This window comes from Streptomyces sp. P13-3-3 (genome assembly GCF_050571355.1).
Taxonomy (GTDB): Bacteria; Actinomycetota; Actinomycetes; order Streptomycetales; family Streptomycetaceae; genus Streptomyces; species Streptomyces althioticus.
This window is the reverse complement of record NZ_CP192228.1, coordinates 4,425,796-4,442,463: the sequence shown is the minus strand read 5'-3', so window position 1 is coordinate 4,442,463 and position 16,668 is coordinate 4,425,796. Positions and strand designations below refer to the sequence as shown.

Here is a 16,668-nt window from a genome sequence, read left to right as displayed (position 1 = left end):
GTCGCACATGGGTAAGTTCCGGACATGAGCAAGGCCGGTATCACCCTGGCGACGGCGGACCCGTCCGCGCCCGCCGTCCGTCCCACCGGGCGCCGGGGCGTGGAACTCGCCCTCATCGTCCTGGCCGTCGGACTGTCGGTGTACGGCTACTGCGCCGTCGGTCTCGCCAGGAACGGCACCGTCCCGCCCGGCGCCGCCGGTTACGGCGCCGGGCTCGGTGTGCTCGCCGTGCTCGCCCATCTGGCGGTGCGCTGGCGGGCCCCGCTGGCCGACCCGCTGCCGCTGCCGATCGGGGTGCTGCTCAACGGGGTGGGTCTGGTGCTCATCTACCGGCTGGACCTGGAGACGCCCGGTGACCGGGCCGCCCCCGCCCAGCTGATCTGGTCGACGCTCGGGGTGGCGCTGTTCATCGCGGTGATCCTGGTGCTGCGCGACCACCGGGTGCTCCAGCGCTACACCTACCTGTGCGTGACCGTCGCGCTGGTGCTGCTGACCGTGCCGATCCTCTTCCCCGCGGTGAACGGCGCCCGCATCTGGATCCGGGTGGCCGGCTTCTCCATCCAGCCGGGTGAGTTCGCGAAGGTGCTGCTGGCGGTGTTCTTCGCCGCGTACCTGGCCGCGAACCGGAGCGCACTGACGTACGCGGGCCGCCGCGTCTGGGGGATGCAGCTGCCCACCGGGCGGGTGCTCGGGCCGATCGTCGCCGTGTGGCTGGTGAGCGTGGGCGTGCTGGTCCTGGAGCGTGACCTCGGCACGTCGCTGCTGTTCTTCGGGCTGTTCGTGGTCCTGCTGTACGTCGCCACCGGCCGCACCGGCTGGATCGCGGTGGGGCTGCTGCTGGCCTCGCTGGGCGCGGTCGCGGTGGGGCGGCTGGAGCCGCACGTGCACCACCGGATCGAGACCTGGCTGCGCCCGTTCGCCTCCATCGAGGCGGGCGAGGGCCCCAACCAGATCGCCCAGTCGCTGTTCGCCTTCGCCGAGGGCGGCATCCTGGGCTCGGGGCTGGGGCTCGGACACTCCGTGCTGATCGGCTTCGCCGTGAAGTCCGACTTCATCCTGGCGACCGCCGGCGAGGAGCTGGGCCTGGCCGGGCTGTCCGCGATCATCCTGCTGTACGGGCTGCTGGTGGAACGGGGCTACCGGGCCGGGCTGGCGCTGCGCGACCCGTTCGGGCGGCTGCTCGCCGTGGGGCTCGCCTCGCTGGTGGCGCTCCAGGTGTTCGTGATCGCGGGCGGGGTGACCGGGCTGATCCCGCTGACCGGGATGGCCATGCCGTTCCTGGCGCAGGGCGGCTCCTCGGTGGTGACCAACTGGGCGATCGTGGCGTTGCTGGTCCGGCTCAGCGACAGCGCGCGGCGGCAGGACGCCGCGGGTGCGCTCCGGTGACCCGGCACATCCGGCACGCGGCGCTGTTCTGCGCGCTGCTGCTGGTGGCGCTGCTGGTCAACGCGGCCCGGGTGCAGGTGCTGCACGCGGAGGACTACGAGGCGAACCCGGCCAACCGGCGTGCCACGATCACGCGGTACCAGCAGCCGCGCGGTGACATCTGGGTCGACGGCCGCCCGGTCACCGGGTCACGGGACACCGGGGAGCATCTGCGGTACGAACGGACTTACAGCGACGGGCCGTTGTACGCGCCGGTGACGGGCTTCGCCTCGCAGGAGTACGGCACGACGCTGCTGGAGGCCACGGAGGACGCGGTGCTGTCGGGGGCCGCCCCGGTGCTGCAGCCGCTGCCGCTGTGGAACGAGTTCACCCGCTCCCGCAGCGCGGGCGGCGACGTGCTGACCACGATCGACCCGCGGGCGCAGCGGGCGGCGTACGAGGGTCTGCGGGGGCGGAAGGGCGCGGTGGCGGCGGTGGAGCCGTCGACCGGGCGGATCCTGGCGTTGGTGTCGGTGCCGAGTTACGACCCGGAGCCGCTGTCGGGGAACGGCAGGACTGCGCGGGAGGCCTGGGCGCGGCTGAACGCCGACCCGGACAGGCCGATGCTGAACCGGGCGGTGCAGCGCACCTATCCCCCGGGGTCGACGTTCAAGGTGGTCACCGCGGCGGCGGCGCTGGACGCGGGCGTGGTGAAGGGCGTCGACGAGCCGACCCGCTCCCCCGACCCGTATCTGCTGCCGGGGACGACGACCCGGCTGGTCAACGGGACGGACAGGTGCCGGAACGCCACACTGCGGGACGCGTTCGTGCGGTCCTGCAACACGGTGTTCGCCCAGCTCGGGGTCGCCACCGGGGTGGAGCGGCTGCGGCGGACGGCGGAGAGCTTCGGCTTCAACGACGCGGACCTGCGCGTCCCGTTCCCGGTGGCGCCCAGCACCTTCGACACCACGGTGGACGCGGCGCAGCTCGCGCTGTCGTCGATCGGGCAGTACAACACGCGGGCCACGCCGCTGCAGATGGCGATGGTCGCGGCGGCCGTGGCGAGCGGCGGGCAGGTGCGGGAGCCGTACCTGGTGGAGCGGACCACGCGGGCGAGCGGCGGCACGGTGTCCGCGGCGGGGTCGGGCGCGGTGCGGCGGGCCATGCTCCCGGCGACGGCGAGCCGGCTGCGGGAGCTGATGCGCGGGGTGGTGGAGGACGGCACCGGCGGGAAGGCGGCGATCGAGGGCGCCGTGGTCGGCGGGAAGACCGGCACCGCCCAGCACGGTCTGGGCAACTCGGGGATGCCGTACGCCTGGTTCATCTCCTGGGCGCAGCGCGAGGACGAGCTGGAGCCGAAGGTGGCGGTGGCCGTGGTGGTGGAGGACGGCGAGGGCAGCCGGCGCGAGATCAGCGGCGGCGGCACGGCGGCCCCGGTGGCGCGGGCGGTGATGGAGGCGGTGCTGCGGCCCGAGTGAAGGGCCCGACCGAACTTCCCCATCACGGTGCTCAGTTGGTGAGACGGGGGTGCCCGGCCCCGCACTCCCGACCTAACGTTCGGTCCATGACCGCATACGAACTCGCCCAGGTGAACATCGCCCGGCTGAAGGCGCCGCTGGACACTCCCCTGCTGAAGGACTTCGTCGACAACCTCGACCCGGTCAACGCGGACGCGGACGCGGCCGGCGGTTTCGTGTGGCGGCTACAGAGCGACGAGGGCGACGCCACGGCCATCTCCGTCTTCGACGACCCGTGGCTGATCGTCAACTTGTCGGTGTGGCGGGACACGGACGCGCTGACGGCGTTCATGTACCAGGGCCGGCACCGGGAGATGCTCGGCCGCAGGCGCGAGTGGTTCGAGCGCGTCGAGGAGGCCATGACCACGCTGTGGTGGGTGCCCGCGGGCCACCGCCCCACCGTCACGGAGGCCGAGGACCGGCTGCTGCACCTGCGCGCCCACGGCCCGACCCCGTACGCCTTCACCCTGCGCACCTCCTTCCCGCCCGGCGCGGCCGGGGGGACGCGGGGCGCGGACCGGCCGGCGACAAGTCCTGCGTGAGGGATTGACGGGCTTGCTGACAGGCAGTCTCATAAAGGTGACCTGCCGGTAACCCGAGACGCCCCGAGGTGGAACCGTCATGACGACCCTGTCGGAGACCGACGCGCTCGACGGCCTGCGGGACGCCCTCGGGCAGCTCAAGAACCGGGAGACGGTGGCCCTGCGGCTGCTGGAGTCCTCCGCGAAGCACTCCTTCGACCCGGACACGGAGCTCGACTGGGACGCGCCCTTCGAGGACGGGAAATGGTTCTGGCCGCCGGAGCTGGTGTCGCTGTACGGCACCCCGCTGTGGCGGCGGATGAGCGAGGAGCAGCGGATGCTGCTCTCCCGGCACGAGGCCGCCGCGCTCGCCTCCCTCGGCATCTGGTTCGAGCTGATCCTGATGCAGCTGCTGGTCCGCCACATCTACGACAAGTCCGCGACCAGCGCCCACGTGCGGTACGCCCTCACCGAGATCGAGGACGAGTGCCGGCACTCCAAGATGTTCGCCCGGGTGATCGCGCACAGCGGCACCCCCTGGTACCCGGTGACCCGCGTCCACCACAACCTGGGGCGCCTGTTCAAGACGATCTCCACCACGCCCGGCTCGTTCACCGCGACCCTCCTCGGCGAGGAGGTGCTGGACTGGATGCAGCGGCTGACCTTCCCCGACGAGCGGGTGCAGCCGCTGATCCGGGGCGTCACGCGCATCCACGTGATCGAGGAGGCGCGGCACGTGCGGTACGCGCGTGAGGAGCTGCGGCGGCAGATGATGACCGCGCCGCGCTGGTCGCAGGAGTTCACCCGGGTCTCCTCGGGCGAGTTCGCGCGGGTGTTCTCGGTGGCGTTCGTGAACCCGGAGGTCTACACGAACGTCGGCCTGGACCGGCGCGAGGCGGTCGCCCGGGTGCGGGCGAGCGGTCACCGGCGCGAGGTGATGCAGCAGGGCGCGAAGAAGCTGACGGACTTCCTCGACGACATCGGCGTGCTGCGAGGTGTGGGCCGCCGGCTCTGGCGCTCCTCCGGCCTGCTGGCCTGACCAGGCGTTCCACCGGGCGGGCGCCCGAGGTCGGAATCCGGCCGGGGCGGGCGACCGCGCCCGGCGTGCGCCCGCCACGGCCGGTTACGCTGCGGGCATGACCTCGCAGGCCTCCACCCCCGCCTACCGGCGCCTCAGCGTCGAGGAGCGCCGCAGCCAGCTGCTGGAGGCCGCGCTGTCCCTCTTCGCCCACCGGGCGCCGGAGGAGGTGTCGCTGGACGACGTGGCGGAGGCCGCCGGTGTGTCGCGGCCCCTGGTCTACCGCTACTTCCCCGGCGGCAAGCAGCAGCTCTACGAGGCGGCCCTGAAGTCCGCCGCCGACGAGCTGCGCGACTGCTTCGACGAACCGGAGGAGGGCCCGCTGGTCCCCCGGCTGACCCGGGCCGTGGAGCGCTACCTCGACTTCGTCGGCCGGCACGACGCCGGATTCAGCGCCCTGCTCCAGGGCGGCAGCGTGGTGGAGACCTCCCGTACGACCGCGATCGTGGACGGGGTGCGGCGGGCCGCGGCCGAGCACATCCTGCGCCACCTCGGCGTGGAGGAGCCCGGGCCCCGGCTGCGGATGACCATCCGCATGTGGATCACGGCCGTGGAGGCCGCCTCCCTGATCTGGCTCGACGAGGACAAGCAGCCGCCCCTGGAGGAGCTGCGGGACTGGCTGGTCGAGCAGTTCGTGGCGGTGCTGACGGTGACCGCGCGGCGGGACGCGCAGACCGACACCCTGGTGCAGGCGCTGGCCGCGGACCTGTGACCTCGGGCCGGGGCCCCGGCCGATGGCCGAGACTGGTGGGGTGAAGAGCGAAGACACCCCCTTCGAGGGCGGCCCCATGGACGGGCGCGTCCTGCCCGTGCTGCTCGGCATGACCGGGCACCCGCCCAAGACGTACCGCATCCCGGTCCCCGCCCCGGACGGCGGCCCGCCCACCGTGCTGGTGTACCGGAGGGTGCCGCGCGGGAGCGGCAGGCTCACCGGTCTGACCGCCCGCTGGAAGTACCTCTACGACCCCACCGGCCGGGCCGGGAGCGACCGCCGCTGGCCGTGGTCGAGGCCCGCGCCGCATCCGGACGCCACGCCGCAGGGCAAGCCGGACGACGCCGACGGGTGACGCCGTTGCGCCGAACCGCGCACACTCGGCGAGCGGACCGCGCACGCCCCCCTGATGCTCGCGGTGCGGAGCGGACGAGCCGCCCCGCGTCGGAGGTGATGGTGTGTCAGGAATGCTTCTGCGTCTGGTGTGTACGGCGGCGCTGGCGGCCGGGACCGTGCTGGCGCCCCTGCCCGCGGCGGCCGTCCCGGAGCCGGGCGGCGGCGCCGCCGCGGCCGGCGGCCGCTCCGTCCCCGAACTGCTGACGGATCTTCAGACTCTCTACCGGGAGGCCGAGAAGGCCACCGAGCGCTACAACGCCACCGAGGAGGCGCTCGACGAGCAGCGCGCCACGACGGAGCGGCTGGAGAAGGCGCTGGCCCGCACCCGGCTCTCCCTCCACGACAGCAAGGGCGCCGCCGGACGGCTCGCCCGGCAGCAGTACCAGTCGCTGAGCGGCCTCTCCCCCTACGTCCGTCTGCTGCTGGCCCGTGACCCGCAGCGGGCGCTGGAGCAGGGGCATGTGATCGGGCAGCTCGCGCGGGAGCGTGCGCACACCGTGGGCCGGCTGACCGGGGACACGAAACAGGCCGACGAGCTCGCGCGCCGGGCGCGCAAGGCGCTGGACGCGCGGATCGCGCTCACCGAGCGGCGCGGGAAGGAGCGCGACCAGGTGGTGGAACGGCTCCGGGACGTCGAGGAGTTGCTGGCGTCGCTCACCCGGGAGCAGCTCGCGGAGCTGGCCGAGCTGGAGCGGAGCCGGGTCGACGAGGCGCAGCGGGAGCTGGTGGCGTCCGGCGCGCTGAGCGGCGCCAACGCCCCGTCCGCCGCCGGTGAGCGGGCCGTGCGGTACGCGGTGGAGCAGCTCGGCAAGCCGTACGAGTGGGGCGCGGAGGGCCCGGAGACGTACGACTGCTCGGGGCTCACCTCCGAGGCGTGGCGGGCGGCCGGCGCGGAGGTGCCGCGGACCAGCCAGGAGCAGTGGGCGCGGCTGGAACGGATCGACCTGGTGGACCTGCGGCCGGGCGACCTCGTCGTGTACTTCCACGACGCCACGCACGTCGCCCTGTACCTGGGCGACGGGATGGTGGTGCAGGCGCCGCGGCCCGGCGCGCGGATCAAGGTGTCGCCGATCGCGGCCAATCCGGTGCTGGGCGCGGTGCGGCCCGACCCCGGCGGGGAGCCCTTGGGGCACTATGTGCCGCCGGAGCTCCCCGAGGAGGCGACGGACGGGTCCGACGAGGGGTACGGCGCCGTCTACGCGCCGGCCGCGCCGGAGACCTCGGCCAGGTAGGCGTTCGTCTTGTCCGGCTCGTAGAAGAAGTTCTCGAAGTCGGCCGGGTTGTCGAAGCCGTTGGCGAAGCGGTCGGCGACGGGCTGGAGCTGGCCGGCGGCCCCGATCAGGTTCAGGACGTGCTCCGGCGGCGGGGCCAGCATGGCGTTCGTCCACTTGGTGACGTGCTGGGCGGTGTCCCAGTAGCGGTCGAAGGTCTGCCGCATCCAGTCCTCGTCGAACGGCTTGTCGCCGTGCTCGAGGATCGAGGCGAGGTAGGCGGCGGCGCACTTGGACGCGGAGTTGGAGCCCTGCCCGGTGATCGGGTCGTTGGCGACGACGACGTCGGCGACGCCCAGCACCAGACCGCCCGAGGGCAGCCGGCCGATGGGGTTGCGGACGGTCGGGGCGTAGCGGCCGGCCAGGGTGCCGCCGGCGTCGGTCAGTTCGACCTTGGTGGCGCGCGCGTACTCCCAGGGCAGGAACTTCTCCATCAGCTCCAGGGTCAGGGAGAGGTGCTCGGCCGGGTCCTTGACGTCCGCGAACGCGTCGAGCGGGCCGCCGGGGACGCCCTCCCAGAACAGGATGTCGGCGCGGCCGGACGTGGTGTACGTCGGCATGATGAACATCTCGCCGACGCCCGGGACCAGGTTGCAGCGGACGGCCTCGGTGTCCGGGTGCTCCGGACGCGGGCCCATGCCGTGCACGTAGGCGACGGCGAGGGCGCGCTGCGGGGTGCTGTACGGGGAGCGCTCGGGGTCGCGGGAGAACATCTGCACCAGCTCGCCCTTGCCCGCGGCGATGAGCACCAGGTCGTAGGTGCGGGAGAGGTAGTCGAGGTCGCCGACGGCCGCGCCGTGGATGACGAGCTGTCCGCCGCGCTGCGCGAAGGTCTCCATCCAGCCGGCCATCTTGACCCGCTGGTCCACCGACTGCGCGAACCCGTCGAGGCGGCCCAGCCAGTCGATCGCCCGCTGCGAGGGGCCCGGGTCGAAGGAGCCGGGGGCGGCGACGGAGACGCCGAGGCCCTGGATCTTCGGGGCCTGCGACTCCCAGAAGTTCAGCTCGAGGTCGCGCTCGTGCTGCAGCGCGGTGTGGAACATGCACTGCGTCGACATGACCCGTCCGGTGCGGATCTCGTCCGCGGTCCGGTTGGACATGAGGGTGACCTCGTACCCGTGCGACTGGAGTCCCAGGGCGAGCTGGAGACCGGACTGGCCGGCCCCGACGACGAGTATCTTCCGCATACGGGGGACGCTCCTAAGGGGGCTACTCGGGGGTTTCGTCGAGCGCGTGGCCCACGAGGGACAAGAGGGTCTCGATGACCGAGATCCGGCGGCGCGCATCCATGATCATGACAGGTATGTGCGCGGGGATCGTGAGGGCCTCCCGCACGTCCTCCGGTTCGTACCGCTCAGTGCCGTCGAAGTGGTTCACGGCCACGAGGTACGGCAGTCCGCAACTCTCGAAGTAGTCCAGCGCGGGCCAGCAGTCCTTCAGCCTGCGGGTGTCGGCCAGCACCACGGCGCCGATCGCGCCGCGCACCAGGTCGTCCCACATGAACCAGAACCGCTGCTGGCCGGGCGTGCCGAACAGGTACAGCACCAGGTCGTCGTCGAGCGTGATGCGCCCGAAGTCCATGGCCACGGTGGTGGTCGACTTGCCCGGCGTGGCGGTGAGGTCGTCGGTGCCCTCGCTCGCCTCGGTCATCAGCGCCTCGGTCTGCAGAGGCGTGATCTCCGAGACGGAGCCGACGAGGGTGGTCTTGCCGACGCCGAAACCGCCGGCCACGACTATTTTCGTGGCGATCGGCGCCCGGGTGGGGTCCGTCTGCCACGGCAGCAGGGGCTCGTCCCCCTCGACGAGCGGGGTGACGCCGGGTGCGGCGTCAGAGACGGCGGAGTCCACTCAGCACCCTTTCCAGCAGCGCGCGGTCCGGGCGGCCCGTGCCGTGGCCGGTCCCCGTCCCGTAGACACGGATCTTTCCCTGGTCCGCGAGGTCGCTCAGCAGGACGCGGACCACGCCGAGCGGCATGTGCAGCAGCGCGGCGATCTCGGCCACCGTCCGCATGCGGCGGCACAGTTCGACGATGGCGCGCACCTCGGGCATGACCCGGGCGAGGCCGCCGGAGGTGAGTTCCTTGCGGTTCTCGGCGGCCTCCAGCGCGGCCGTGCCGGCGGTGGCGCCGACGAACGTCTCGACCAGCAGCACGTGGCCGAAGCGGGTGCGGCCCCCGGTGAGCGAGTAGGGGCGCACGCGGGCGGGTTTACGGTCCCCGCCGCGGACGGGGAGGTGTTTCCTCTGGGCGCTGGTCATCGGGGGCTCCCGGCGGACTCGTGCTCCGCGCCTTTCGCGGTCTCCAGGTTCCGGCGGAGCTCGCTGCGGAGGTCGGGGGTCAGGACGTGGCCGGCGCGGCCGACGAACAGGGCCATGTGGTACGCCACGACGCTCATGTCGCAGTCCGCCGAGCCGTGCACGCCGAGCAGCGAGCCGTCGCTGATCGACATCACGAAGAGGCTGCCCTCGTCCATGGCGACCATCGTGTGCTTGACCGGGCCGTAGTCCATCAGCTTCGAGGCGCCGACGGTGAGGCTGCCGATGCCGGACACGACGGTGGCCAGGTCGGCGGAGGAGCCGCGCGGGCCCCGCCCCTGCGCGCCCGGGCCGCTGCGGGCGCGGGCGAGCGTCTCGTCCGAGGAGAGGAGCAGCAGGCCGTCGGAGGAGACCACGGCGACGGACTGGATGCCGGGCACCTCCTCGACGAGGTTCGTCAGCAGCCAGTGCAGGTTGCGGGCCTCACTGCTCAGTCCGAAGGTACTGGGCGCGGTCAACTGCTTGCCTCCTCGACAGTGCCCCCCGTGGCTTCTTCGGTTGTGTCGTCCCCGCGGGACCGCTCGGCCGCCAGCTCCGCCTCGACGTCCCGCCGCCCGGCGTCCGCGCCCCGGCGGAACCCGCCGAGCCGCCTGCGCAGGGCCTCGGCGTCCACCGAACCGGACCGCGGCCGCGGGGGAGCGACCGGCGCGGTGATCTTCGGCGTCCGCTTCGGCAGCCCCTTGGCGGTGACGGGCTCGTCGCCGCCGACCCCGTCCCCGGCCCCGTCGGCCACCCGCGCGTGCTCGGGCCTGCCGACGGGGGTGTCGGGGGCGGGAGCGCCGGGGGCGGGGGCCCCGGGCGCCGGTGCGGTGGACTCGGGGGCAGGGGCCCCGGGCGCCGGTGCGGTGGGCTCGGGGGCGGGGGCCCCGGGCGCCGGTGCGGTGGACTCGGGGGCGGGGCCGCCGGGTGCCGGTGCGGTGGACTCGGGGGCGGGGGCCCCGGGTGCCGGTGCGGTTTGGGGCGCAGGTTCGGGGGTCCCCGGTGCCGGTGCGGTGGACTCGGGGGCGAGGCCGCCGGGTGCCGCCGGTGCCGCTCCGGGCGCGGGGGCTTCAGGCGCGGGTCCGGGGGTCCCCGGTGCCGGTGCGGTGGACTCGGGGGCGGGGCCGCCGGGTGCCGGTGCGGCTTCGGGCGCGGGTGTGGACGTGGGCGCGTGCCCGGCACCGGGGCGTACGTCCTCGTCGGCGGGCGCGGCCGATCCGGCGCCGTGCCCTTCGGCGGCCGGGGCACGGCCGTCCGGCTGCGCCGGGATGAACAGCTCCATGGTGGTCTCGGCGAGCCGCTCCACGGGGGCCTCCGGCTCACCGGACCGGGCAGGCGGAACGTCGTGCGACCGAGCCTCGTCGACACCGGCGGGTACGCCGGGTGCGGCAGTCCCGTTCTGACCGGCGGTGCCGGCGGCAGGACCGGCCTCCCCCAGGTCGGCTGAGATCGAGGAGGCGCCGGTCCGCGACTCCTCCGCAGCGGCAGGTGCGGTCCCGTCCGTCGCCGGCTCGACGGCAGCGCCGGGAGCAGTCCCGTGCTCGGCGGGCGGGGCAGCGGCATCCGTCCGGCCGTCGGCGGGGACGCCTGGAGTCGCCGCGTCCGACGGCGCGGGTGCTCCGGCCTGCTGCTGCGGCCCTTCCGGCGCGACCCGGACGCCTTCGTGCAGGCCGGCCGACGCGGCAGGGTCCTCCCGGTCCGCAACGGGGGCGGGGGCAGAAGCCGGCGCGGGGTCAGCGGCAGGCGCCCCGGTCGAGTGTGCGGGAGCGCCCGCCTGCGGCGGCTCCGAGGCGGCGCCGGGAGCAGTCCCGTGCGGGGCCGACGGGGCCGACGGGCCCGCCTCGGACTCGGCCGCCGGGGCGGCGTCCGGATGGGTGGTGGCGTGGGCGGAGCCCGGAGCATCCGCCTCCGCCTCCGCTCGGGCCTCGATGGAGCGTTCCGCCAGGTCGACCAAGGGGTCGCCCGACGTGCCGCGGCCGCGCAGGACGTTGGAGTTGGCCTCCGCGTCGGCGCCCGGCAGGGACACCGTGTGGGCGGAGCCCGGGACGGACGCGGGGACGGCCGTGGGGGTGGCAGGCGCCAGAAGAGGGTCCGGCAGGACGACCACCGCGGCGATCCCGCCCTGCTTCTGCTTGCGCAGCTGCACCCGCACCCCGTGCCGGTGGGCGAGCCGGGCGACGACGTACAGGCCGAGGCCGAGACCCTCCTCGGACTCGGCGTCGTACGCGGCCTCCGGGTCGAACTCGGAGAGCCGCGTGTTGAGCCGCTCCAGCCGGTCCTCGGCCATGCCGATGCCCTCGTCCTGCACGGAGAGCATCACCTCGCCGTTCTCCATCAGCCAGGCGGAGACCTCGACGGGCATGTCCGGCGGGGAGAACGCGGTGGCGTTCTCCATCAGTTCGGCGAGCAGGTGCGACAGGTCGTCCGCGGCGAACCCGGCGATGTGCGCGTGCGGCGGCAGCGCCGCGATCCGCACCCGCTCGTACCGCTCGATCTCGCTGACCGCGGCCCGTACGACGTCGACCAGCGGGACCGGGCCGGCCGTGTGCCGGCCGTGCTCGGTGCCGGCGAGGACCAGCAGGTTCTCGCTGTGCCGGCGCATGACCGTGGCGAAGTGGTCGAGCTTGAACAGCGTGGCCAGGCGGTCCGGGTCGTCCTCCCGCTCCTCCAGGCCCTCGATGACGCCGAGCTGCCGCTCGACCAGGCCGAGGGTGCGCAGGGCGAGGTTGACGAAGGTGCCGCCGATGCTGTGCCGCATCCGCTCCATGTGGGCGGTGGCCTCGGCGAGTTCGCCGCGCAGCTCCTCGCGGGCGTCGGCCATCTTCTGCCGCTGTCCGACGAGGTGCTTGCGGTCGGCCTCCAGCGTGGCGATCCGCTGCGCGAGTGAGGCGGCGTGGGCGTGCAGGGCGTTGACGGAGCGGACGACCTGGGCGAACTCGTCGTTGCGGCCGGTGAAGGTGATCGGCTCCTCGGCGGCCGGGTCCTCCGCCTCGGCGAGCCGGGCGGAGCCGCGGCGCAGCACCGACAGGGGCCGGGTGAGGGTGCGGGCCATCGCGGTGGCGACGCCGACCGAGAGCAGCAGCAGGGCGCCGAGGACGGCGATGCGGATCTCCAGCTCGGTGACGTCCTCGTCGCGGAGCTGGGCGAGGTCCTTGGTGCGCTGCTCGAACAGCGAGGCCTCGACGCCGCGCATCATGTCGATCCGCGCGGTGAGCGCCGCCGCGAGCTTCTTGGGGCTGGTCTTGATCTCGCCGTCGGAGAGGGTCGGCTTGTCGGTGAGCTTCCCGAGGTACTTGTCGGCGGTGTCGACCTCGGGACCGGTGACCGTGGAGTCGTAGGAGGCGCGGGCGGCCTTCGGGGCGGCGTCGCGGAAGTCGGCGAGGGCCGCGTCGGAGCGGACGCGGGCCTGGAGCGCGGCGGCCGACAGCGCGTCACGCCGCTCCTCGTCCTCCTCGGAGGTGCTGGAGGCCGTGACGGGCAGTCCGGTGATCGGGTCGATCACGGTCTCGGTGGAGCTCGGCACGTTCAGCGCGGCGAGCAGCAGCCCGCGGGTGGCGGCGGCCTGCTGGACGGCGGTGTCCAGCTCGGTGAGCGCGTGGGCGCCGGAGCCGGCGCGGGGCGGGGTGGCGTCGGCCAGCCGCGCGGCGAGCTTGTGCAGCTGGGAGATGGCGTCGGAGTACGCCTGGTGGGCCTCCAGCGGGCCGGACTTGCCGGTGAGTGCGGCGCGGCGCACGGCGGCGACGGCGTCGAGCTCGTCGCGCAGCGCCTGCGAGGTGTCCTCGTCGGCGCGCAGTTCCTCGACCTGCCGGTCGACCCGGGCGCTGTGCTCCTCGGAGGGCGCCTTGGACTTGGGGCGGCCCGCAGCGATGTAGGGGACGACCTCGTCACGCTCGTCGGCCAGGGAGTGGGCCAGGGTGAGCGCGTCCTGGGTGCGCTCGGCGAGCGTCACCAGTTCCTGGGAGTCGTGGAGCTGCTGGGACGCCGCCAGCACGGACGGCGCTCCCGCCCCGGCGATCGCCGCGGCCACCACGGCGACGGCGACGACGAGACGGTTGCGTACGTGGGTGGGGCGGCCCTTGCCGACCGTGGGCGTCTGCTGCGCGTCCCCCGCCAGGGCCGCCTGCTTGTCCTTGCGACGAGGCCGCGTCTTCTGCACCGGTGCTCGCATTCCTGACTCGTGTACCCGTGGGCCCGGGTGACGCTCCGTCAACGGGCGCGGGCGCTCTCCCCGAGCCGCTGGCCGCGCTCGGACCGTGAGGCGCCCCCAACGCTCCCCGACCCTCCCAGTGCCCGTGGACAGTGGATGCGCATCACCTGACCCGCCACTCGAAGGAGTGAACATCGGAGGCGAGTTGAGGGGCAAGTTCCGTTGTGCGCCGCAGTGGACCTGGGCGGTACGCCGGTTGGACGTCTGCGGCGGGCGGTGGCAATATTCGCCGCCACGCCTTCCCGGAGGCCTTCATTCCCTCCCAAATCAGGCGCTTGACCTGCGTGCCTGTGGAGAACGGGCGTCAATTGCCGGGCTCCGGCGGTCGTTGTGGGGAGCTCGTGCAGACTGGCCGGATGCGCACGGAGCTTGTTTCGGAACCCGGTGATCCGGGGCGTCCCAACGAGGACTTCGCGAGCGTCGCGCTCCCGGCCTCCGGACAGGGCGGGGCGCTCGTCGTCCTGGACGGTGTGACGCCGCCGTCGGACGGGGGCGGGTGTCTGCATTCGGTGCCCTGGTTCACCGCCCGGCTGGGCGGCGCGCTGACCGAACTGACCGTTTCCCTCCCGGATGTGCCGCCGGCCGGGCTGCTGTCCCGGGGGATCGCGCGCACGGCCGAGAGTCACGCCTCGACCTGTGACCTTTCTCACCCCCGAACACCGCAGGCAACGGTGGTGATGGCGCGCTGGTCACCCGACTCGGTGGAGTGTCTGGTGCTGTCGGACTCGGTCCTGCTGGTCGAGTCGCCGGACGGCACGGTCACGGCGGTCCGGGACGACCGGCTGGACCGGTTGCCCCGGTCGGCCCTGTCCAGCCACACGGTCGTGGACACGACGCTGCGGAACAAGGAGGGCGGCTTCTTCACGGCCGCGGCCGATCCGGCGGTGTCGTCACGCGCCGTGACCGTCTCCCTGCCCCGCGACCGGGTACGGGCGTTGACCGCCCTGACGGACGGGGCGTCGCGGTGGGTGGAGCGGTTCGGGGAGGGGGACTGGGGGGACTGCGTGGGGGTGATCCGCGAGGAGGGGGCGCGGGGGTTGGTACGGAGGGTGCGCGCGCTGGAGCGCGGGCGTCTCCTCGGGGGGAAGAGGCATGACGACGCGACGGTCGTCCACGTGGAGCTGCCGTCTGCTTGATGTCGCCGGCGACATCACCCGGACGGCCGACGGGTGACGGCGCCTCACTTTTGACGGGGTGGGGGTTCGTCACCCGGACGGCGCATCGGCCCGCGGCTGCGGGCCGATGGGGTCCGCTCGCGCAGTTCCCCGCGCCCCTGAAGGGGCGTACCGCCCCAGCTGCGAGGACGCCGGGTGCGGGACGTCCGTGGCCGATCGCGCAGTTCCCCGCGCCCCTCAGGGACGCCCCCGCTGCGGGCAGTCGTGCCGCTAGGGGCGGCACGGGTGGGCGCAGCGGCACCCCCTCAACGCCGGGTGCGGGACCTCCGTGGCTGAGCGCGCAGTTCCCCGCGCCCCTCAGGGACGCCGCAGCTGCGGGCAGTCGTGCCGCTTGGGGCGGCACGGGTGGGCGCAGCGGCACCCCGTCGACGCCGGGTGCGGGACCGCCGTGGCTGAGCGCGCAGTTCCCCGCGCCCCTGAGGGACGCCGCAGCCGGGGGTGGGCGCAGCGGCACCCCCTCCGACGCGGGGTGCGGGCCGGTGGGGGCTGGGCGCGCAGTTCCCCGCGCCCCTGAGGGGGTTGCAGGGACCCCTACTTCTCCATGCCCCTGTTCAGCCTGTGCAGCAGTCGCGCCAGTTCGTCGACCTCCTCCGGGTCCCAGTCGGCCAGCCGGCCGGCGTAGCGGGCGCGGCGGGCCTCCCGGACGCGGCTGACCCGGCGGCGGCCCTCCTCCGTGAGGGTGACGAGCCAGGCGCGCCCGTCGGCGGGATCGGGCTCACGCCCGACGAGCCCGAGCTCCTCCAGGGCGCGCAGCTGCCGCGACATGGTCGCCTTGCCGACGCCGATGTAGGAGGCGAGCTCGGTGGCCCGCTGCCGCCCGCACTCCTCCAGACGGACGAGCAGCCCGTACGCGGACGGCTCGAGGTCGGGGTGGACCTCGCGCGCCATCTCCCCCTGGCTGGCCCGGGCGCGCCGCAGCAGGACCGTCAACTCGCGCTCCAGCGCCAGGAACGCGGGCTGTTCGACGCCGGACGCGGGCTCCGGCGAGCCGGCGTGCCTCTCGCCGCCGTTTCCGTCTTCGTGCACGTTGGCCCCTGCCTCGGTTTCCCGTTCTGAAAGTTCTGGCCGAGTGGCGGCGTCGCCCCAGCTCCATAAGTATTTCGCAGGCGTAGACCAACGGCAGTGCGCGGCGCCCCCGTCCGCCGCCGCGGTCGGCGCCCGCAGTTTCTCTACCAGGCCGATACGTGGCATGCCCACCACATGCGATGTGGGTCACATTCCGGGTTCGCCCCATGACCGTTCGGAGATGCGTCATGCCTGTGCACAGAAACCGACTCGTCCGCATACGCGCGCTCGGCACCGCCGGCGCCGTCCTGCTCACGCTGCTCGCCCTCCCGGGGACCTCCGCCGTCGCCGACGGCGCCTCCCCCTCCGTCCCGCCGCGCGGCTCCGCCCACATGGGCATGGGCGTCCTCGCCCACGACGGCCAGGCCGGCCTGCCCACCTCCCGCTCCACCCAGACGGAGGGCGTGGACGTCTCCAGCCACCAGGGCAACGTCGCCTGGAGCACCCTGTGGAACAGCGGGGTGCGCTGGGCCTACGCCAAGGCGACGGAGGGCACGTACTACACCAACCCGTACCACGCGCAGCAGTACAACGGCTCGTACGACGTCGGCATGGTCCGCGGCGCCTACCACTTCGCCACCCCCGACACCACGAGCGGCGCCGCGCAGGCGGACTACTTCGTGGACCGCGGCGGTGACTGGTCCGCCGACGGGCGCACGCTGCCGGGTGTCCTGGACATCGAGTGGAACCCGTACGGCGACGACTGCTACGGCAAGTCGGCGAGCTCGATGGTGAGCTGGATCCGCGACTTCCTCGACCGTTACCGCGCCCGCACGGGCCGCGACGCCGTCATCTACACCGCGACGAGCTGGTGGAAGCAGTGCACCGGCAACTACGCCGGCTTCGCCTCCACCACCCCGCTGTGGATCGCCCGGTACGCCTCCACCGTCGGCGAACTGCCCGCCGGCTGGGACACGTACACGATGTGGCAGTACACCTCGACGGGTCCGACGGTCGGCGACCACGACCGCTTCAACGGCACCCTCGACGGGGTGCGGATCTTCGCCGCCGGGAGCTGACCGCGCGGCGGTACGGGAAAGGCCCGGGCCTCCCTCACGGAGCCCGGGC

15 protein-coding genes are annotated in these 16,668 nt (G+C 73.8%); 9 read left to right on the top strand and 6 right to left on the bottom strand.

Annotated features, from left to right (window positions below; translation table 11 throughout):
- Positions 1-24 precede the first annotated feature (24 nt).
- From ACQZOG_RS20420 to ACQZOG_RS20390, 7 genes are all read left to right on the top strand, one after another.
- Entirely contained in the window at positions 25-1,386 is a 1,362-nt protein-coding gene (locus ACQZOG_RS20420; RefSeq protein ID WP_163087597.1) for an FtsW/RodA/SpoVE family cell cycle protein, read from the top strand.
- A complete protein-coding gene (locus tag ACQZOG_RS20415) occupies positions 1,383-2,843 on the top strand; it encodes a penicillin-binding transpeptidase domain-containing protein (protein ID WP_193456158.1) in 1,461 nt (486 codons plus the stop codon). The genes ACQZOG_RS20420 and ACQZOG_RS20415 overlap by 4 nt, the downstream gene beginning before the upstream one ends.
- A gap of 86 nt (positions 2,844-2,929) precedes the next feature.
- Positions 2,930-3,424: a DUF3291 domain-containing protein gene (locus tag ACQZOG_RS20410; protein WP_193456159.1), complete on the top strand. Its 495-nt coding sequence runs from the start codon at positions 2,930-2,932 to the stop codon at positions 3,422-3,424.
- 79 nt (positions 3,425-3,503) lie between these two features.
- The gene (locus tag ACQZOG_RS20405; RefSeq protein WP_354795182.1) at positions 3,504-4,442 is read left to right on the top strand and encodes an AurF N-oxygenase family protein; all 939 of its coding nucleotides are present in this window, start codon (positions 3,504-3,506) and stop codon (positions 4,440-4,442) included.
- 97 nt (positions 4,443-4,539) lie between these two features.
- Positions 4,540-5,193 (top strand): TetR/AcrR family transcriptional regulator, encoded by a 654-nt coding sequence (locus ACQZOG_RS20400; RefSeq protein WP_193456160.1) that lies wholly within the window; start codon positions 4,540-4,542, stop codon positions 5,191-5,193.
- 40 nt (positions 5,194-5,233) lie between these two features.
- On the top strand, positions 5,234-5,548 hold the full coding sequence (locus tag ACQZOG_RS20395) for a hypothetical protein (protein ID WP_033275576.1): 315 nt from the start codon (positions 5,234-5,236) through the stop codon (positions 5,546-5,548).
- Between the two features lie 112 nt (positions 5,549-5,660).
- Positions 5,661-6,821, top strand: coding sequence for an NlpC/P60 family protein (locus ACQZOG_RS20390; RefSeq protein ID WP_430741702.1), 1,161 nt, complete (start codon positions 5,661-5,663; stop codon positions 6,819-6,821).
- Here ACQZOG_RS20390 and ACQZOG_RS20385 read toward each other — a convergent pair.
- The 5 genes from ACQZOG_RS20385 to ACQZOG_RS20365 are packed head-to-tail and all read right to left on the bottom strand — an operon-like array spanning position 6,785 to position 13,309.
- Positions 6,785-8,047, bottom strand: coding sequence for a styrene monooxygenase/indole monooxygenase family protein (locus tag ACQZOG_RS20385; protein WP_033275578.1), 1,263 nt, complete (start codon positions 8,045-8,047; stop codon positions 6,785-6,787). The two genes, ACQZOG_RS20390 and ACQZOG_RS20385, sit on opposite strands and share 37 nt — an antisense overlap.
- A 22-nt stretch (positions 8,048-8,069) precedes the next feature.
- Positions 8,070-8,708 (bottom strand): GTP-binding protein, encoded by a 639-nt coding sequence (locus ACQZOG_RS20380; protein ID WP_033275579.1) that lies wholly within the window; start codon positions 8,706-8,708, stop codon positions 8,070-8,072.
- The gene (locus tag ACQZOG_RS20375) at positions 8,689-9,117 is read right to left on the bottom strand and encodes a DUF742 domain-containing protein (RefSeq protein WP_033275580.1); all 429 of its coding nucleotides are present in this window, start codon (positions 9,115-9,117) and stop codon (positions 8,689-8,691) included. Before ACQZOG_RS20375 ends, ACQZOG_RS20380 begins: the two co-directional genes overlap by 20 nt.
- Positions 9,114-9,632 carry a roadblock/LC7 domain-containing protein gene (locus ACQZOG_RS20370; protein WP_033275581.1) on the bottom strand — a complete coding sequence of 173 codons (519 nt, stop codon included), beginning with the start codon at positions 9,630-9,632 and terminating at the stop codon, positions 9,114-9,116. Before ACQZOG_RS20370 ends, ACQZOG_RS20375 begins: the two co-directional genes overlap by 4 nt.
- A complete protein-coding gene (locus tag ACQZOG_RS20365) occupies positions 9,629-13,309 on the bottom strand; it encodes a nitrate- and nitrite sensing domain-containing protein (protein WP_430741701.1) in 3,681 nt (1,226 codons plus the stop codon). Before ACQZOG_RS20365 ends, ACQZOG_RS20370 begins: the two co-directional genes overlap by 4 nt.
- A gap of 407 nt (positions 13,310-13,716) precedes the next feature.
- Here ACQZOG_RS20365 and ACQZOG_RS20360 point away from each other — a divergent pair, with 407 nt between their 5' ends.
- Positions 13,717-14,496 carry a hypothetical protein gene (locus ACQZOG_RS20360; RefSeq protein WP_033272651.1) on the top strand — a complete coding sequence of 260 codons (780 nt, stop codon included), beginning with the start codon at positions 13,717-13,719 and terminating at the stop codon, positions 14,494-14,496.
- Between the two features lie 570 nt (positions 14,497-15,066).
- Here the strand turns inward: ACQZOG_RS20360 and ACQZOG_RS20355 are convergent.
- Positions 15,067-15,561, bottom strand: a complete 495-nt coding sequence (locus ACQZOG_RS20355; RefSeq protein ID WP_033272013.1) for a MarR family winged helix-turn-helix transcriptional regulator — start codon at positions 15,559-15,561, stop codon at positions 15,067-15,069.
- A gap of 227 nt (positions 15,562-15,788) precedes the next feature.
- Between ACQZOG_RS20355 and ACQZOG_RS20350 the strand changes: the two genes are divergently transcribed.
- Complete coding sequence (locus ACQZOG_RS20350; RefSeq protein WP_037641536.1) at positions 15,789-16,619, top strand: lysozyme; 831 nt, start codon at positions 15,789-15,791, stop codon at positions 16,617-16,619.
- Positions 16,620-16,668: the final 49 nt, after the last annotated feature.